Origin of the sequence: Staphylococcus kloosii, from assembly GCF_032139365.1 — a bacterium.
In the GTDB taxonomy this organism is placed as follows: Bacteria; Bacillota; Bacilli; order Staphylococcales; family Staphylococcaceae; genus Staphylococcus; species Staphylococcus kloosii_A.
In genome coordinates, this window is record NZ_JAVTDB010000069.1 from 32,859 (window position 1) to 49,138 (window position 16,280).

Sequence of the window (16,280 nt, forward strand, 5' to 3'; positions counted from 1 at the left end):
CGTATATAATTTATACGTTGTTAGTTTACTAGCTTTTTAAAATAATTTGTATCCAATTAAACATGCTGCAAAGCAACCACCATATTGTAAAACTGAATAACTAATAAATAAAGGTAAATTAGATTTTGCTTCAATAATTTTCACTAATTCTGAAGCTAAAGTTGAAAACGTAGTTAAACCGCCTAATATTCCTGTTACTAAAAATGAATTAATCCAAGAAAGTTGTGTGGTATGTCCTAGAATAATGCCGATAGTTAAGCTTCCAATTACATTTACGATAAAAGTTGCTATTGGAAATTGACTTGGAAACTTATTAACACATATTTCAGTTATGCCACCACGAATTATTGCTCCAATACCACCACCTATACAGACTAATAGTAAAGTTAACATTATAATTTACCTCCTATTTTAACGCCAATATAGCAGAAACTAATTCCTAGAATATAACTACTAATGCCATAAATAAATAATGTGAGAATAGATTGTGCATTGTACATAGACACTAATTCATATTGAAATGTAGAAAATGTAGTTAATGCACCAACGAAACCTGTTGTAATACCTTTTTTGAGCTGAGGGTTATTGCCAAAATATGTCACTGCTAATGTGCCTAGAAACCCCATCAACAAAGCACCTATAAGATTAGCTATAAAAGTTCCAATAGGTATAGTAGCACCTTCATTATTAACAAAAGATAATAAATACCTTAACAGAGCACCAATGGCACCGCCGAAAAAGATATATACATATTGCATTTTAAATACCTCCATTTAAAAATAAACACTACAAAAGCAAGTATACTTTTGTAGTGTACATTAGAAAATAATGCCAAATGTAGTTAATGCAGCTATAATATGTATAATTATAACGATTAATAATATATATGGCAGTAATTTGCTAAGTTTGTTAACCCAATCTGTTCTGTCTTTTGAATGTTTTATTGCTTTATCTGCCAAAATTATTGCAATAATTAATATAACAGCATTAATAATACTGCAAACAAAAATTAATTTGATCATTGAATTAAATAGTTGACCTAAAAGTGGGTCACGTGTATTAAAATAGAAACTAATAATTATTAACACAGCAGATAAATAAAAATATAGTTTTGAACGTGCCATATTTACCTCCTACTATATATCATTAAATAATAATAACACATAAAACTTAAAATTGAATAGTAATAATCATATACTAAACTACATAATAGTAGATTTGCTAAATTTGTTAGTGGTGTATATAAGTAATGATAAACAATGATAAACAATGAAAGTGTATTATAAATTTGATATTAGATAAGCAAAAAATTAGAATTTTAAGCTTAATAGTGGTATAAATAAACTGAATGGTTAGTAAACCGTTAGAGATAATTTATTATTAAATTATCATTTTAGTCAGGAGGAATAAGTAATGGCAAAATTAAATGTCGAAGTGTTTGCAGATGGTGCAGATATTGAACAAATGAAAGCAGCTTACAAAAATAAAGAGGTTGATGGTTTTACTACAAACCCAAGCTTAATGGCTAAAGCAGGCGTTACAGACTATAAAGCGTTCGCTGAAGAAGCTGTTAAAGAAATTCCTGATGCTTCAATTTCTTTCGAAGTCTTTGCAGACGATTTAGAAACTATGGAAAAAGAAGCAGAAATCTTAAAACAATATGGTGATAATGTTTTTGTTAAAATTCCTGTTGTTAACACTAAAGGTGAATCAACTATTTCTTTAATTAAAAAATTATCAGCTGATAATGTACGTTTAAACATTACTGCAGTCTACACTTTAGACCAAGTAAAAGAAATCACTGAAGCAGTAACTGAAGGGGTACCAACATATATTTCAGTATTCGCTGGACGTATCGCTGATACTGGCGTTGACCCAATACCAATGGTTAAAGAAGCTGTTGAAATTGCACATAGCAAAGCAGGCGTTAAATTACTATGGGCTAGCTGTAGAGAAGTAATTAATGTTATCCAAGCTGACGAAGTGGGTGCTGACATTATTACTTGTCCTGGTGACGTTGTTAAAAAAGTAAACAATAACTTAGGTCGTGACATTAATGAACTTTCTGTTGATACAGTAGAAGGTTTTGCGAAAGATATAAAAGCGTCTGGATTATCTATCTTATAAACTAACTATCCTGTGTAAATAGATAGCAGGGTTATTACATTAATAACTTTGATGATTAGTTGATAAATTGAAATAATCAGTAGCTTAAACTACACAATAAAGATTTAGCGCTAACTTCAAAAGTTAGCGTTTTTTTAATACATAAAAAGTATCATACAAGATTTTTATAATTGTTAAGATTAAATATTTAGTACATAATTACATATAAAAATATAGATTTATTAAATTATTTTTAGTGGAGGGGATGAGAGTGAATTATTTACACCAAATTTATATGAATAGCGATGAGTTACATACTTTAAGCACACCACATTGTGTTAATATTTTCTTGATTTTAGAAGGACAAATTAAGCTAAACAAGTATTATGAAGAAAAAGTTTATGAAAAAGGACAAGCCTTTGTCGTCTTTGATTATGAAGATAACTATATAATAAAAAGAAACGGTATATTAGCGTGTATTTCTATAAATAATCAAAGTTATAATAGATTTTCGTTGGCTAATCGTAAAACATTATTCGAAATCGATAATGCAGATACAATGATTATTAAAACGTATATAGAAACGTTGAAAGCAATTATCGAAAAAGACTATTTTAATAGTGATATAGGTGTAGTAAAACTAATAAATTGTGTGGCGGTTATATTAACCCAGGAACAACAGGAAATGAAAAATAATTCTCAATCAAGTGAACTTATTAAAAACATCGTTCAATTTATAAATGAAAATTATAAACGACCATTAACTTTGTCATCATTAGCGCAAGTATTTTTTGTTAATAGAAGTTATTTATCACGTGAATTTTCTCGTAAAATGAATATGACATTAATGAGATATATAAAGAAAGTTAAAATTTATAACGTCTCTAGAGAATTATTAGAAAATAGATCGCCAGATTCAACGTGGCGTGAATATGGATATGCTTCATATAAAACTTTTCTCAATGATTTTAAAAATATTATGGGTACGACACCATCTGATTTTTTAATAAATCAAAAATATCGTCAATATACTGTTAATGAAAGTGATAATAATATTTATGAAATTATAAATACTTATTATCAAGAATTAATAAGCTAATTATTATAATTTTAAAATAGTGAAAATTATTAATATTCATAAAAATTATTTTTGCATAGATTGAATCGCAAATTGTTTTAATATATGATTTAATAGAATAAAAGCTTTACCAAATCTAGAGAGGTAACAAAAATGAGCGTAAATATTTTTAAGCAAAAAGTTAGAAAACAATTGTGGTTTTTGAATAAAAAAGAAAAGCAAGAGCTTAACGAGGTATTGGAGAAGGTAACGAGTGAGGACAATCAAATTGATACTCGTAAACCAATAAGGTTTTCAAACCAATTTTTAAAAGAGTATGTTTTTAAAGAAAAAGTAGTATCTTTTGCCAATCTATTTCCATTATTATTAGCTATGTTATTCACCTATATATTATTAATCGGCGTATTTATTTTTGGTTTTTTAGCAAGTTTATCTTCGGTACAATATTTTATAAAACCAGAAGTACAACTCACAACGACGACCGTTATACTAACGTTCGTGGGTTCTGTGTTACTCATCATTATTAGTTTATACTGTTTTCAAAAAGTTACTGCATTTTTTACTAAAAAATTATTGGAATATAGACATAATAGAGAATTGTAGGTTAGCTTAATTTTTTGTCAGTAAATATTTTAAAGCACAACTTTCTTTCCATTTTTTTAAAACTAAATAAAACTGTTCATCTACTATTAGATAGTGACCGTTTTCAAATTGAATCGTAGATAAATTACGTTTACTTTTGAGTCCGATGATAAAGTGCGCATTAATATAATATTGTATTGGTGCGCGCTTTTGTTTTAGTGGAAATAATACAAGTTGTTTATGTATGTAAAGTGGTACTAACTTATTAATATCTAATAATCGTTTGGCAATCTTTGTTTGTGTAGCCAAAGATTTATTGTGTAATTCTAAATAATAGGTTAAAACATTTTTAATCACCGTAGGTTAAATATAGTCGTGCGTTTTATAGCGACATAAAGTTTGAATATTTTTACCCTCATGAGTTTTAATAAATAGTAAATCTTGGAAGTCTGCCATATTGTTACTCCTTTCCATAATTTAAAAAAGAAAAGAATTTGTTTTTAACTGATTTTTTGTATAATTTTACAGAAGAAAGTGAACGGTTCATATGATGTGCGATTTCATATTGTTTATAGCCCAAATAAGCTAGTTGTATCCATCTTTGTTCATGAGTATTTAGTGTTTTTAAAAATTGCTCGAGTAATATTTGGTTTTCTGTAATGCTTATTGAGTCTATGGCATGTAAATGTGTATGGGCAATGTCGGCCATTGCTATTTGACGAGCCTTAGAGCGAAGTAAATCGAACAGATAATAGCGTAAACGGCTATATAAGTAGGAGGATAATGAAAGTGATAAAGTAGGGTCGTATTGTGTTATGAGTTGCCACATGCGTATCAGCAATAATTGAAAAAATTCGTCATAATCATAAGTGATGTTGTAGCGATGAAGTAAATGATGAATAATATATTGATATTGTTCAAGGTCATCCTTTTTTAACATTTTGAACCTCAATTAGTGTAATTACAACTTTTATTTCCGGATATAGCTATTTTATTTCAAAAATGAGAAAGTTTCATTTGCTAAATTGACATAATAAGTGTTAAATATTAGTAATAGATGTAATATAATGTTGGTATACACATAAATCAATTGTTTAACTTAAACATATATCACTTTGTCAAAGTTTGTTTGTATTACAGAGGAGGGTAAATATGGATTATGCACATTTAAATTTAGAGCATTTTTTCTCTAGACACGACGACTTAGATATTATTAAAGATAAATCAGATTTTGTAATGATTAATAATATGACTAACGAAATGTTTTATCGAGATGGCGAAGTTGAAGGTTCAATCGATTTAAATCGTTATTATTATAAAAATAGATCACAAGCGGTAAGTTTTATAATGATGGACTACAATAAAAGTCAAGAGTAATGAAATTAAAATTTCATTACTTTTTTTATGAATATGTAACAACACTTATATTGAATTGTGCATAGCTAACATAAGTGTTAAACTCGATTAGCAGATATAGAAATTTAAAAATCAATTTCAAACCTAAGAGGTGTAGACATGAAAAAGCATAGAAAAGGCGCTTTATTATCAATAATAGGACTATTGATAATCTTAGGTATTGTTGCATGTATCGGCTTTTCAATGATTTCTGATCAAATATTTTTCAAGGAAGTTAAACAACAAGAAAAAGTTGAAGATTTAAAAGTAACATTAGAAAAAGCCTCAAAAAAACAAATACATAATTATACAAGTCAGCAAGTATCTAGTAAGGATAATAAATCTTGGCGTGATGCGTCTTCAACAGAAATCAAAAGTGCCATGGATAGTAAAAAATTAATCGATAGTGATACGCAAAAATATCAATTTTTAGAATTAGATAAGTATCAAGGCATCGATGAAAATAGAATTAAACGAATGCTAATTGATAATCCGATGTTATTAAATCATACTAATGATTTTATCAAAGCAGCTAAAAATAAACATGTAAATGAAGTTTATTTAATTTCGCACGCTATTTTAGAAACTGGTTCTGCAAAAAGTGAACTAGCAAGTGGTGTGAAAATTGATGGTAAGAAATATTATAATTTCTTCGGTGTAGGCGCATTAGATAAAGACCCAGTAAAAACTGGTGCTGAATATGCCAAAAAACACGGTTGGGATTCACCTAGAAAAGCAATTGAAGGTGGCGCAGGTTTCATTCATGGCCATTTCTTATCTAAGAAAGACCAAAATACTTTATACAGTATGAGATGGAATCCACAAAACCCTGGTGAACACCAATATGCTACTGATATTAAATGGGCAGAAAGTAATGCTAGCTTAATGGCTCATTTCTATAAAAACATGAAGACTGAGGGTAAATATTATAAATATTTCGTTTATAAAGATGATAAAAAACATCGAGACGAAGATAAATAATAATTTAATCTGAGCCTGAGACATCATATTGTCTTCAGGCTCTATTTTTATATAAGTAGTAGATACTGAATTGAAAATGTGCTTATATCAAGTTGCTTTCAACTCTAGTCATCTTTACCAGGGGGGACTACAAAATCTTCTTGTAAAAATAAGATTTTTGTCCTGCTCCTTTCTAAAAAAAGATTGATTAAACTGCTAGAGCTTAATCAATCATTAAAAAATTATTTAGCTTTATTTTTACTATTAAATATCGCAAAAACTAATAAAGTAGAAATAAATACTTTAAATATAAATTTCATGTCTTCACATCCTTAGTATTTGTTTACTATAAATTACTATTAATGCTGATCAAAGTATTGGTGCTTTTGTAAAAATTGTTGTGCAACTACTGCGGGTTCTATCCCTTTACCATCGGCTTCATAGTTTAACTTTTGCATTTCTTCTGTTAACACTTTTAAGTGATACGCTGCAATTCTGCCATCGGTTGTATAACCTAATGCAACATCAAGTTTATTGTTTTTTAAGGCATCATATACCAAGCCAATTTGCATTGGTTTTAATTGTTTAAACCCAAAACCATAATACGATTTAAAAGGTGCGTATCCGTCACCACCACGTTTAATCCAAGTCGTATCTGTACCAACTTTAACATCATCTTTTATTTTTCTTAAATCAGAAACTTTATGTAAATGATACTTTTTTGCAGTTTCCTGAGTTACCATAAATGCAAATGTATTTTCAAAACCATATGAGTTAAAGAAAGTTTGATTAAATTTCTTTTTAAATAATGACTGTGTGATAGACATTGCGTCTTTAGAATTTCTCACAGGCTTATGATTTAATGCACCTATTAGATCTGTTCCAGTGTATCGCGTGCTAGACACTTCTGCATTGCCATTAATTATTGCGTTATGTTCGATAGATGCTGAACCTAAATTATTTATAATAGAGGCTGTATATTTACCATGCGAATCATGTTCGATTTTATCTTTTAACATATAAGCCATTATTTGAGACTCACTCGTCGCTAGAGCAGTAATTTTAATGTCTTTTTTTGACTGACCTCCATTTAATCCTGGGAGATCACAGCCTGTTAAAAATATAGCGCAAAATATTATAGATAAAGTGAAACATTTTAAAAATTTCATAATTCAACCTCTTAACTAATAAATTTCTGTTGAAATGGTGTGAAAATTAATTTAATTACTTTTTTAGAATATCATACATTTTAAATTTTTTTAACTTTTAATAAACCATTCTGTTAGTAAATGCTATTATAGATGTAGTATCTTAAAAATAAGTAATTAACATTGTTATGAGGTGTATGCATGAAAATAGCAATAGTAGGTGCTGGAACGGCAGGCGTAACGTTATTAAAAGAAATGGTTAAATATGATGAGTTTAATGACGTTAGCGTTGATATTTATGATAATAAAGTCAATATGGGACAAGGCGTGCCATTTCAAAATGACAGTGAGCAATTATTAATCAATCTACCAGCAAGACAAATGTCTATTAATTTAGATAATCCACAAGAATTTTTTGAATGGTATGAACAACAAAAAGAATTCAAATATATGAACCCTGAATATTTACCGCGATTTATTTTTGGACATTATATGAAGTCATACCTTAACAAGTATAATGATGAATATGACAATATTTCATTGATTTCCGAAGAAGTACAGGAAATTTTTATCGAGTCAAAAATTGGTGAAACAGCTTTAAAATATAATATTTGTACTTCGGATGATATAAATTCAAGTCGAACTTATGATTGTGTCTTTTTAACAATAGGGACATTATCTTATCATGATCCATATCACCTGAAAGGTACTAAAGGGTACATCCAATCACCTTATCCAACATATAATACGTTAGATGAAGTTGATGACACGGATAGTATTGCGGTCATTGGGACGGGGTTAGCAAGTTTAGATGTCATCAGATATGTGACAGAACATCATCCTAATTTACCGATTACAGTTACAAGTAGAAGAGGGACATTACCACGTGTAAGAGGAAATATGCCTGATCTTGAATTTAAATATATTACGCCACACAATTTTAATGAATTAAAACGACAACATTTTGGTACGGTACCACTTGAAGAAGCCATGAAATTATTTGATTTGGAGTGTGATTATTATAATATTCAAGTTGAAGAAATGTTAGACGTTAATATGGAAAATCATATAGAACAATTAGAATTTGACTTAAATCATCCAGATGAATTAGGCATTTTTCAAAGTTTATTAGAAGGCATCAAAGAAAATATGAATTGGATTTGGAATAGTTTTTCGAGAGCGGATCAAATTAAATTTTTAAATAGATACCAACGCATTTTAAAAGCGAATTCTAACCCAATGCCACCAAGGACGGCAGAGTTAATTATTCATGGCATCAAAAATAATCTGATAAAAATTAAGCCGAATTTAAAAAACGTAACTTATACGAATCCTAATTTTAATTTTCAATATGATGATGGAAACGACACTATTGAACAATATGATGTCGTTATTAATGCTACTGGTTCTAAAACGCATTTAGCAGATTTAGATGCCGACGATCAACTAGTAATAAATTTGGAGAATAGACAACTTATACAAGCACATCCACTTGGTGGAATTCAGATCGTAGCAGAAACGAACCAAGTGATTAGTCCGAGATACGGCACGTTAAATGATGTATATGCGTTAGGTCAATTAACGAATGGTATCAATCAATCAAGAAATGGCGTTATGATGATAGTTAAGCAAGCGGTTGGTGTTGTAAGCCAATTATTTAAATCATAAAGTCACATCACTTTACTAAGAAAATTCAAGGTGTTTCTGTTAGAAAATTCAAAGTTTTAATCCCGACTTAATTCATATGTATTGTAATTGTGATATAAATATAGTATTATAATTTTGTAACTTAGCAGTAGGTTACCTGACTCAATCGTTAATTAAAATTTCATAGTAAATTCTTTCGGGGCAAGGTGAAATTCCTAACCGGCAGTATAAAAGCCTGCGACCCATAAATAATTTTATTTATGGCTGATCTAGTTCGATTCTAGAGCCGACAGTTAAAGTCTGGATGGGAGAAAGAATGATATATAACAACACTCTTGCAGTGTTTATTTTGAGCTACTATCAAATTGGATAAGTATGCTTATTTAAAGTTATAAAAATTCCCACACCTGAAGTCTATCTTTTTTCAGGTGTGTTTTTTTATTTTTATTGAGGTGATTTAATTTGAGTCAATTTTTAAAACATGCAGTTGATTTGGCCAAAATGGTTGAAGGTCAAACTGGTGTTAACCCACCTGTAGGTGCAGTCGTAGTTAAAGATGGTCGTATCGTTGGACTAGGCGCACACTTACAGCGAGGAGATAAACATGCAGAAGTACAAGCGTTGGAAATGGCACAAGACAGAGCTAAGGGTGCTACAATTTATGTTTCGTTAGAACCATGTTCACATTATGGTACTACGCCACCTTGTGTGGAGAAGATAATTGAGTATGGCATTAGTAAAGTTGTTTATGCTGTTAAAGATACAACTTTAATGTCGGATAGTGACGATATTTTAAATGAAGCCGGTATTGAAGTTGAGTTTAGTTATGATGATGAAGCAGCACAATTATGTAATGACTTTTTCAAAGCGAAAAAGAATGGCAAACCCGAGATTACTGTAAAAGTTTCTTGCAGTCTAGATGGTAAACAAGCGAATGATAATGGACAAAGTCAATGGATTACCAATAGTTCGGTTAAGAAAGACGTGTTTAATTTAAGACATAAACATGATGCGGTACTAACTGGTAGAGAAACTTTAATAGCTGATGACCCCCAATATACAACGCGCATAGAAAATGGTAAAAATCCTGTAAAAGTTATCTTAACCAAAACTGGCAACATTGATTTTGATCTAAAAATATTTAGTGATGAATCTACGCCTATATTAATTTATACAGAAAATAAGGCGCTAACAACTACGCTTCCACAAGTAAAAATTATTTACATGGAAGACAGTAATATTGCAAATATATTAGAAGACCTATATCTACGTGGTGTTGGTAAATTACTTGTTGAGGCAGGTCCAACAATTACGTCCAAGTTTATAGAAGCAAAAGAATTTAATCAACTCATCATCTACTATGCCCCGAAAGTGATAGGTGGTTCTGGTAAATATCAATTTTACTCAACGGACAATGTTTTGAAATTATCAGAAGTACAAAACTTTGAAATTGTTAATTCTCGAATGCTTGAAAACAACTTAAAATTAGAACTACGAAAGAAGTGAATTAACATGTTTACAGGAATCGTTGAAGAAGTCGGTACGATTAAGCAAAGTAATAATAAGAGTACAATTGTAGAACTTACGATTGCATGTCATAAAATATTAGAAGATGTGCATATTGGTGATTCAATTAGTGTCAATGGAGCGTGTTTAACAGTAACTGAATTTACTAAAGACAGCTTTACTGTTCAAGTTATAAAAGGTACAGAAGCCAAGACATATTTGAATAAATTGAACCAAGGTGCTGAAGTTAATTTAGAACGTGCTATGAGTGGTCATGGACGTTTTGGTGGACACTTCGTATTAGGACATGTTGATGAAGTTGGTACTATTACCAATATAAAAGCTACTGATAATTCAAAAATTGTGTCAATTAAAACGACATCTAAGGCAATTGGTGAAATGGTGCAACAAGGATCAATTGCAGTTGATGGTGTAAGTTTAACGATATTTCAATTGAATGAACAAAGTTTTGATATTCATTTAATTCCAGAAACTAGAAAATCAACAATTTTAAATGATAAACGTGTCGGAGATGCTGTGCATATAGAAACAGATATGTTGTTTAAATATGTGAATCGTATTATAAGTAGCAATAATTCCACACTAACTGAAGATAAATTAAAAGCTTTTGGCTTTTAGGAGGGGTCTTATGCATTTAGATGATATAGAACAAGCGTTAAGCGAACTTAAACGCGGTAAAAGCATAATTGTTGTCGATGATGAAGATAGAGAGAACGAAGGAGACTTAGTTGCCATAACAGAATGGATGCAAGATAATACAGTCAATTTTATGGCGAAATATGGTAGAGGGTTAATCTGTGCGCCTATAAGTAAAGATATTGCACATCATTTGGAATTAGATGCTATGGTTAAAAACAACTCCGATGTTTATGGTACTGATTTTACAGTCAGTATTGATCATGTAGATACAACTACAGGTATTAGTGCACCAGAAAGAATGTTAACTGCACGTGCATTAATAGATGAACATGCACAACCAACTGCTTTTAATAGACCTGGGCACCTATTTCCACTTATAGCTAAAGATCAAGGTGTAATGGAGAGAATTGGTCATACTGAAGCTGCGGTTGATTTAGCCAAATTGACTGGTGCCAAACCTGCTGCCTTAATTTGTGAAATTATGAATGAAGACGGCACGATGGCTAAAGGTGATTCATTACAAGCTTTTCGTGAACAACATGGTTTAGTGATGATTTCAATAGCTGATTTAGTCGAATATAGAAAAGTCCGAGAAACGCATATCGATGCCAAAGCTGAAGTAGCGATGCCTACAGAATATGGCGATTTCAAAATGATTGGTTTTACAACGTCTAGTTCAAGAGATGAATTAGTTGCTGTCATTAAAGATAAACCAAGAGCAACTGAAAATGTGCGTATTCATTCATCATGTTTAACAGGCGATATTTTCCATAGTCAACGTTGTGATTGTGGTGAACAATTAGCCGAATCAATGAAGTATATTGAAGAACATGGTGGTATTATTATTTACCTTCCACAAGAGGGGCGAGGTATTGGCTTAATAAATAAATTAAGAGCATATGAATTAATTGAGCAAGGTTATGATACTGTAACTGCGAATACTGCATTAGGATTTGATGAAGATTTACGTGATTATAAAGATGCAGCAGCAATACTAAAATATTTAGGCGTAGAAAATGTTAATTTGTTGAGTAATAATCCAACCAAATTTCAAAGTTTAGAAAAATACGGAATTAATATTACTAAAAGAATAGAATTGATTGTGCCAGAAAATGAGCATAATCATGACTATATGACAACTAAAAAAAATAAAATGGGTCATTTATTATAGGAGGAAAAATTATGAATTTTGAAGGTAAACTAATAGGAACAGATTTGAAAGTTGCGATTGTAGTAAGCCGTTTTAATGATTTTATTACGAATAGATTATTAGATGGTGCTAAAGATACATTAGTTAGACACGAAGTACTAGAGAATAATATAGATGTAGCATATGTACCAGGCGCATTTGAAATTCCATTAGTTGCTAAAAAGTTAGCACAAAAAGGTAAATATGATGCAGTAATTACTTTAGGCTGTGTGATCAAAGGGTCTACATCTCATTACGACTATGTTTGTAACGAAGTATCAAAAGGTGTATCTAAAGCAAATGATGTAGCGGATATTCCAGTTATTTTCGGTATTTTAACTACTGATAATATCGAACAGGCTGTCGAAAGAGCAGGAACTAAAGCAGGGAACAAAGGTTCTGAAGCGGCAGTAAGCGCAATTGAAATGGCAAACTTATTAAAAACAATCAATGCGTAATTAAAAATTAAGTTCGAAATACTAAAATCTCTAATAATTGAACGTCAATTTCTATGGTAATTTTATAGAAATTGACGTTTTTAATATTTGAAGCTATTTTTGGTAAACGACAGTGTTTCTGAATTCTACAATGATTCGTCCATGTAGATATGGAAGACTAAAGCAACAAGAAAGCGAAGCCATTATGGCTTTACTTTCTTGTATTGTGAATAAGTATAGCTACTTTAAACCCGCTGTATAAACGCTTGTTATTTTTTGCTGAATTTAAATAATGCTGCAATACTTCCGGTTACTGCCAAAGTACCACCTAAAATTAATCCTAATTTTTTAAGCATTTGAGGACTAGTAAATTCTTTATAAGCTAATACTAAGTTTTGAGGTCTCTCTGCTAATCTACGCATGAAATAGCTAAACCAATCGTCACCAAAAGGTACATATATACAGAAGTTATAACCTTCTCTGGCAATTTCTTCCGCAAGTTCTGTTCTGAAGCCATATAACATTTGGAATTCATATTGCTCTTTATCGATGTGGTTGTCTTTAACGAATTGTTTAACGTGATTTATAATGGCGTCGTCATGTGTTGCGATAGAAGTCACGTGATTGCAATTTAATAAGCGTTTTTCAATAATATCTATGTAATTTTTGTCTATTTCTTCTTTAGTTTGATAGGCGATAAATTCATTTTCTTTGTAAGCACCTTTAACTAAACGTAAACGTAGCTCAGGATATTTATCAATTAGAGCTTCAGCTTTAAATAAATATGCTTGAATGACGGTTCCTACATTTTTAAATTCGCCTTTTAAACGATCTACAGTTTGGATTACACCAAATAATGATTCGTATTTTTCAGTATCTATGTTAATATGCATATTATTAAATTCATTTGCTTTTAATAATATTTCCCTTAAATTTTTATAGGCAAGTTCTAAGTCGAACTCTGCACCTAATTGGCTAATTTTAATAGACATATGTGCATCTAAATTATTGTCATAAATAGCATACATAACTTCTAAAATTCGATCTTTAGCTTGAATAGCTTCACCTTCATTAGCAACGTATTCGCCTAAATTATCAACTGTAACAACGATTCCCTTGTCGTTTAGACGTTGTATTGTTTCCAATAACATTGGAATAGTGTTGCCAGCTACTACTTTTTTTGCACCAAACATGGGTCCTAATTTTTTCGCAGTAGCGTTTAAAAATTGACTATTAGATAAAGCAATAAAGAAATCTTTTACGATTGGCATTTTCATTCCTCCTAACGTTAACTCTATTCTACAACAGTGTATCATGAATTTAATAGTGAGGAAAACGTTCACAAATATTTATTATACTATTTATATTACATATTACACAATATTTGCCGTTCTGACTACAACAGAAATGATTCCCTTGATTGCGGGATAAAAAATGGTAATTTAGTGTAATTATTTGATACAATTAAGTTAATGAAATATTACGAGAAGGAGAAGTATACGATATGTGGAAGTGGGAAACTGAAAACGAAGCCAAAGGTGTAATTGTAATCGTACATAACATGTTAGAACATACTGGTAGATATGCCTATTTGATAACTATGCTTCGTCGTAATGGATATCACGTAATAATGGGTGATTTACCAGGGCAAGGTCAAACTTCACGTTCCAACAAAGGTCAAATTAAAAACTTTGACGTATATCATGAAAATGTCTTGGAATGGGTTAAAATCGCGAATGAATATAAAATTCCAACATATGTTATAGGGGTCGGTTTAGGTGGGTTAATTATGCTAAATCTACTTGAACGTGTGGAAGTTCCAATAGAAGGATTAGCACTTATTTCTCCAATATTAGAATTTAAAAAAAATGGAAAATCACGTAAAGATAAAATAGTTGCTAACGTTAGTCACATTGCCAAGGATACGCGATTCAAAGTAGGCATTGACGCTAATGATTTAACTCGTAACTCTGAAGTGATTGAAGAAACTTTAGAAGACCAATTAATGTTAACTAAGGTTACTTACCATTGGTATAAACAAGTCTGCGAGGTAATGAAAGAAACTGTAACACATTTGACAGATATTAATAAAATACCACTATTATTAATGTATGGTACCGAAGATAAAGTTGCTGATACCAAACTTATGGCAGAAATTAAAGATAAAGTGAAGTCTGATGAACTATACTTCAAAGTTTGGGAAGGTTTATACCATGAAGTGCACAATGAACCTGAAAGAGATGAAGTGATGCGTTATATACTATCATTTTTAAATAATAGTTCTAGTGCAATGGGTTTTATAATCGATGATGAAAATAATGTAAATAACTAGAAGCATTGTAGCTTGAGCATTGAATAATTGCGATATTATTGTATATTCAATGTTCAATTTTTATAGTCATATGTGAAAATAATCACAAAATTAATTGTATTTCTTTTAGGGAAGTGTTAAATTAATATTGTGAAAAAAATCACAATAAAAATGATTGGTGTGATCTTATGGAATATACAAAAAGTAATAAAGTAGTTTTAATAGGTGATGGAGCAGTAGGTTCCAGTTATGCTTATACATTAGTAACACAAGGCATCGTAGACGAATTTGTAATTATAGATGTAAATGAAGAGAGAGTAATAGGAGATGTGAAAGATTTAGCACATGCCTCTGCATTATGTACTAAAAATACTAATTTAAAAGTTGGGACGTATGAAGATTGTGCTAATGCTGACATCATAGTAATTACAGCCGGCATTAATCAACAGCCACACGAAACGCGATTAGATTTAGTAACGAAAAATACAGAAATATATAAAGAAATTATTAATCATATTATGGCGTATAAATTTTCGGGCATATTTATTATAGCAACTAATCCTGTTGATATTATGACTTATGTGACAAAGAAACTTTCTGGTTTTCCAAAAGAAAAAGTGATTGGTTCAGGGACGGTGCTTGATAGTGGACGCTTTAAACATGAATTAGCACTATTAACTGGCATCGCGCCAACGAATATCGACGCACAAATTATTGGTGAGCATGGTGATTCTGAATTGGCTGTATGGTCCAACGTACAAATTGCCGGACAATCTATGGAAAATTTTAGAACACATTATACATTAATTGAAAATGATTTAAACCAAGCGTTTATTAACGCTAAAGAGGCTGCTTATCATATTATTAGAGCAAAAGGGGCGACGTGTTATGGTATTGCTACGGCATTAACAGAAATTACTGTTGCCATTTTAAGTAATCAAAATAAAGTGCTAACAGTTTCAAGCTATTTAGAAAATAATTATGGCTATAATGATGTCTATATCGGAGTGCCCACGTTAATAAATAGAAATGGTGCCATGCAAGTATATGAAGTTGTATTAAATAGTAAAGAAAAAGAACAATTTAAAAACTCCATACTGATTTTAAAGGATACTCAGAAAAAATTAAGTAATTACTTTATTGCATAAACCTTAAAATAATTTTAAAATGTGTATAAGATTAATTTTAATAAAAAATGTAATTTTTAATAAACGTTATGTTTACGACTATTAAAATTATGTTAAATGTTTTAAAATTAATT

At 30.4% G+C, this 16,280-nt stretch carries 19 protein-coding genes and 1 riboswitch; of the genes, 12 read left to right on the forward strand and 7 right to left on the reverse strand.

The genetic code is table 11. The features are described from left to right. Positions 1-36: 36 nt before the first annotated feature. Genes RPL90_RS08935 through RPL90_RS08945 form a run of 3 tightly spaced genes read right to left on the reverse strand, consistent with a single transcriptional unit; the run spans position 37 to position 1,124 of the window. Complete coding sequence (locus tag RPL90_RS08935; protein WP_313547926.1) at positions 37-393, reverse strand: fluoride efflux transporter FluC; 357 nt, start codon at positions 391-393, stop codon at positions 37-39. Next, a complete protein-coding gene (gene crcB / locus RPL90_RS08940; protein WP_313547927.1) occupies positions 393-758 on the reverse strand; it encodes a fluoride efflux transporter CrcB in 366 nt (121 codons plus the stop codon). The genes RPL90_RS08935 and crcB overlap by 1 nt, the downstream gene beginning before the upstream one ends. A 60-nt stretch (positions 759-818) precedes the next feature. Continuing rightward, on the reverse strand, positions 819-1,124 hold the full coding sequence (locus tag RPL90_RS08945; RefSeq protein ID WP_313547929.1) for a hypothetical protein: 306 nt from the start codon (positions 1,122-1,124) through the stop codon (positions 819-821). Between the two features lie 289 nt (positions 1,125-1,413). Between RPL90_RS08945 and RPL90_RS08950 the strand changes: the two genes are divergently transcribed. The 3 genes from RPL90_RS08950 to RPL90_RS08960 all read left to right on the forward strand — a co-directional run bounded on the left by RPL90_RS08950 (position 1,414) and on the right by RPL90_RS08960 (position 3,787). Then, on the forward strand, positions 1,414-2,127 hold the full coding sequence (locus RPL90_RS08950; protein ID WP_313547931.1) for a transaldolase: 714 nt from the start codon (positions 1,414-1,416) through the stop codon (positions 2,125-2,127). A 250-nt stretch (positions 2,128-2,377) separates the two neighbouring features. Then, positions 2,378-3,205 carry a helix-turn-helix transcriptional regulator gene (locus tag RPL90_RS08955; RefSeq protein WP_313547933.1) on the forward strand — a complete coding sequence of 276 codons (828 nt, stop codon included), beginning with the start codon at positions 2,378-2,380 and terminating at the stop codon, positions 3,203-3,205. A gap of 132 nt (positions 3,206-3,337) precedes the next feature. After that, positions 3,338-3,787, forward strand: a complete 450-nt coding sequence (locus RPL90_RS08960; protein ID WP_313547935.1) for a hypothetical protein — start codon at positions 3,338-3,340, stop codon at positions 3,785-3,787. Between the two features lie 6 nt (positions 3,788-3,793). Here the strand turns inward: RPL90_RS08960 and RPL90_RS08965 are convergent, their stop codons facing one another. Both RPL90_RS08965 and RPL90_RS08970 read right to left on the reverse strand, forming a co-directional pair. Then, positions 3,794-4,123 (reverse strand): competence protein ComK, encoded by a 330-nt coding sequence (locus RPL90_RS08965; protein WP_313547937.1) that lies wholly within the window; start codon positions 4,121-4,123, stop codon positions 3,794-3,796. Positions 4,124-4,226: 103 nt separating this feature from the next. After that, the gene (locus RPL90_RS08970; RefSeq protein ID WP_313547939.1) at positions 4,227-4,706 is read right to left on the reverse strand and encodes a sigma-70 family RNA polymerase sigma factor; all 480 of its coding nucleotides are present in this window, start codon (positions 4,704-4,706) and stop codon (positions 4,227-4,229) included. A gap of 212 nt (positions 4,707-4,918) precedes the next feature. On the opposite strand from RPL90_RS08970, the gene RPL90_RS08975 reads away from it, so the two are divergent. Then, entirely contained in the window at positions 4,919-5,143 is a 225-nt protein-coding gene (locus RPL90_RS08975) for a hypothetical protein (protein ID WP_048794442.1), read from the forward strand. Between the two features lie 138 nt (positions 5,144-5,281). Then, complete coding sequence (gene sagB, locus RPL90_RS08980) at positions 5,282-6,142, forward strand: peptidoglycan release complex glucosaminidase SagB (protein ID WP_313547942.1); 861 nt, start codon at positions 5,282-5,284, stop codon at positions 6,140-6,142. 338 nt (positions 6,143-6,480) lie between these two features. Here sagB and RPL90_RS08985 read toward each other — a convergent pair whose 3' ends face one another. Continuing rightward, positions 6,481-7,290: a glycine betaine ABC transporter substrate-binding protein gene (locus RPL90_RS08985; protein WP_313547946.1), complete on the reverse strand. Its 810-nt coding sequence runs from the start codon at positions 7,288-7,290 to the stop codon at positions 6,481-6,483. A 180-nt stretch (positions 7,291-7,470) separates the two neighbouring features. Here RPL90_RS08985 and RPL90_RS08990 point away from each other — a divergent pair, with 180 nt between their 5' ends. The 5 genes from RPL90_RS08990 to ribH all read left to right on the forward strand — a co-directional run bounded on the left by RPL90_RS08990 (position 7,471) and on the right by ribH (position 12,729). Further along, on the forward strand, positions 7,471-8,937 hold the full coding sequence (locus tag RPL90_RS08990) for an FAD/NAD(P)-binding protein (protein ID WP_313547950.1): 1,467 nt from the start codon (positions 7,471-7,473) through the stop codon (positions 8,935-8,937). A gap of 167 nt (positions 8,938-9,104) precedes the next feature. Next, a riboswitch (FMN riboswitch) is annotated at positions 9,105-9,236 on the forward strand. A 142-nt stretch (positions 9,237-9,378) separates the two neighbouring features. Then, positions 9,379-10,422 (forward strand): bifunctional diaminohydroxyphosphoribosylaminopyrimidine deaminase/5-amino-6-(5-phosphoribosylamino)uracil reductase RibD, encoded by a 1,044-nt coding sequence (gene ribD / locus RPL90_RS08995; protein ID WP_313547953.1) that lies wholly within the window; start codon positions 9,379-9,381, stop codon positions 10,420-10,422. Positions 10,423-10,428: 6 nt separating this feature from the next. Next, positions 10,429-11,061: a riboflavin synthase gene (gene ribE / locus RPL90_RS09000; RefSeq protein WP_313547955.1), complete on the forward strand. Its 633-nt coding sequence runs from the start codon at positions 10,429-10,431 to the stop codon at positions 11,059-11,061. Positions 11,062-11,071: 10 nt separating this feature from the next. Further along, positions 11,072-12,253, forward strand: coding sequence for a 3,4-dihydroxy-2-butanone-4-phosphate synthase (gene ribB, locus RPL90_RS09005; protein WP_313547957.1), 1,182 nt, complete (start codon positions 11,072-11,074; stop codon positions 12,251-12,253). 11 nt (positions 12,254-12,264) lie between these two features. After that, on the forward strand, positions 12,265-12,729 hold the full coding sequence (ribH, locus tag RPL90_RS09010; protein WP_313547959.1) for a 6,7-dimethyl-8-ribityllumazine synthase: 465 nt from the start codon (positions 12,265-12,267) through the stop codon (positions 12,727-12,729). 248 nt (positions 12,730-12,977) lie between these two features. On the opposite strand, the gene RPL90_RS09015 is transcribed toward ribH, so the two are convergent. Then, the gene (locus RPL90_RS09015) at positions 12,978-13,979 is read right to left on the reverse strand and encodes a proline dehydrogenase family protein (protein WP_313547961.1); all 1,002 of its coding nucleotides are present in this window, start codon (positions 13,977-13,979) and stop codon (positions 12,978-12,980) included. Positions 13,980-14,212: 233 nt separating this feature from the next. On the opposite strand from RPL90_RS09015, the gene RPL90_RS09020 reads away from it, so the two are divergent. Beyond that, positions 14,213-15,040 (forward strand): alpha/beta hydrolase, encoded by an 828-nt coding sequence (locus RPL90_RS09020; protein ID WP_313547963.1) that lies wholly within the window; start codon positions 14,213-14,215, stop codon positions 15,038-15,040. A gap of 167 nt (positions 15,041-15,207) precedes the next feature. Further along, the gene (locus RPL90_RS09025) at positions 15,208-16,167 is read left to right on the forward strand and encodes an L-lactate dehydrogenase (protein ID WP_313547965.1); all 960 of its coding nucleotides are present in this window, start codon (positions 15,208-15,210) and stop codon (positions 16,165-16,167) included. The last annotated feature ends 113 nt before the right edge of the window (positions 16,168-16,280 follow it).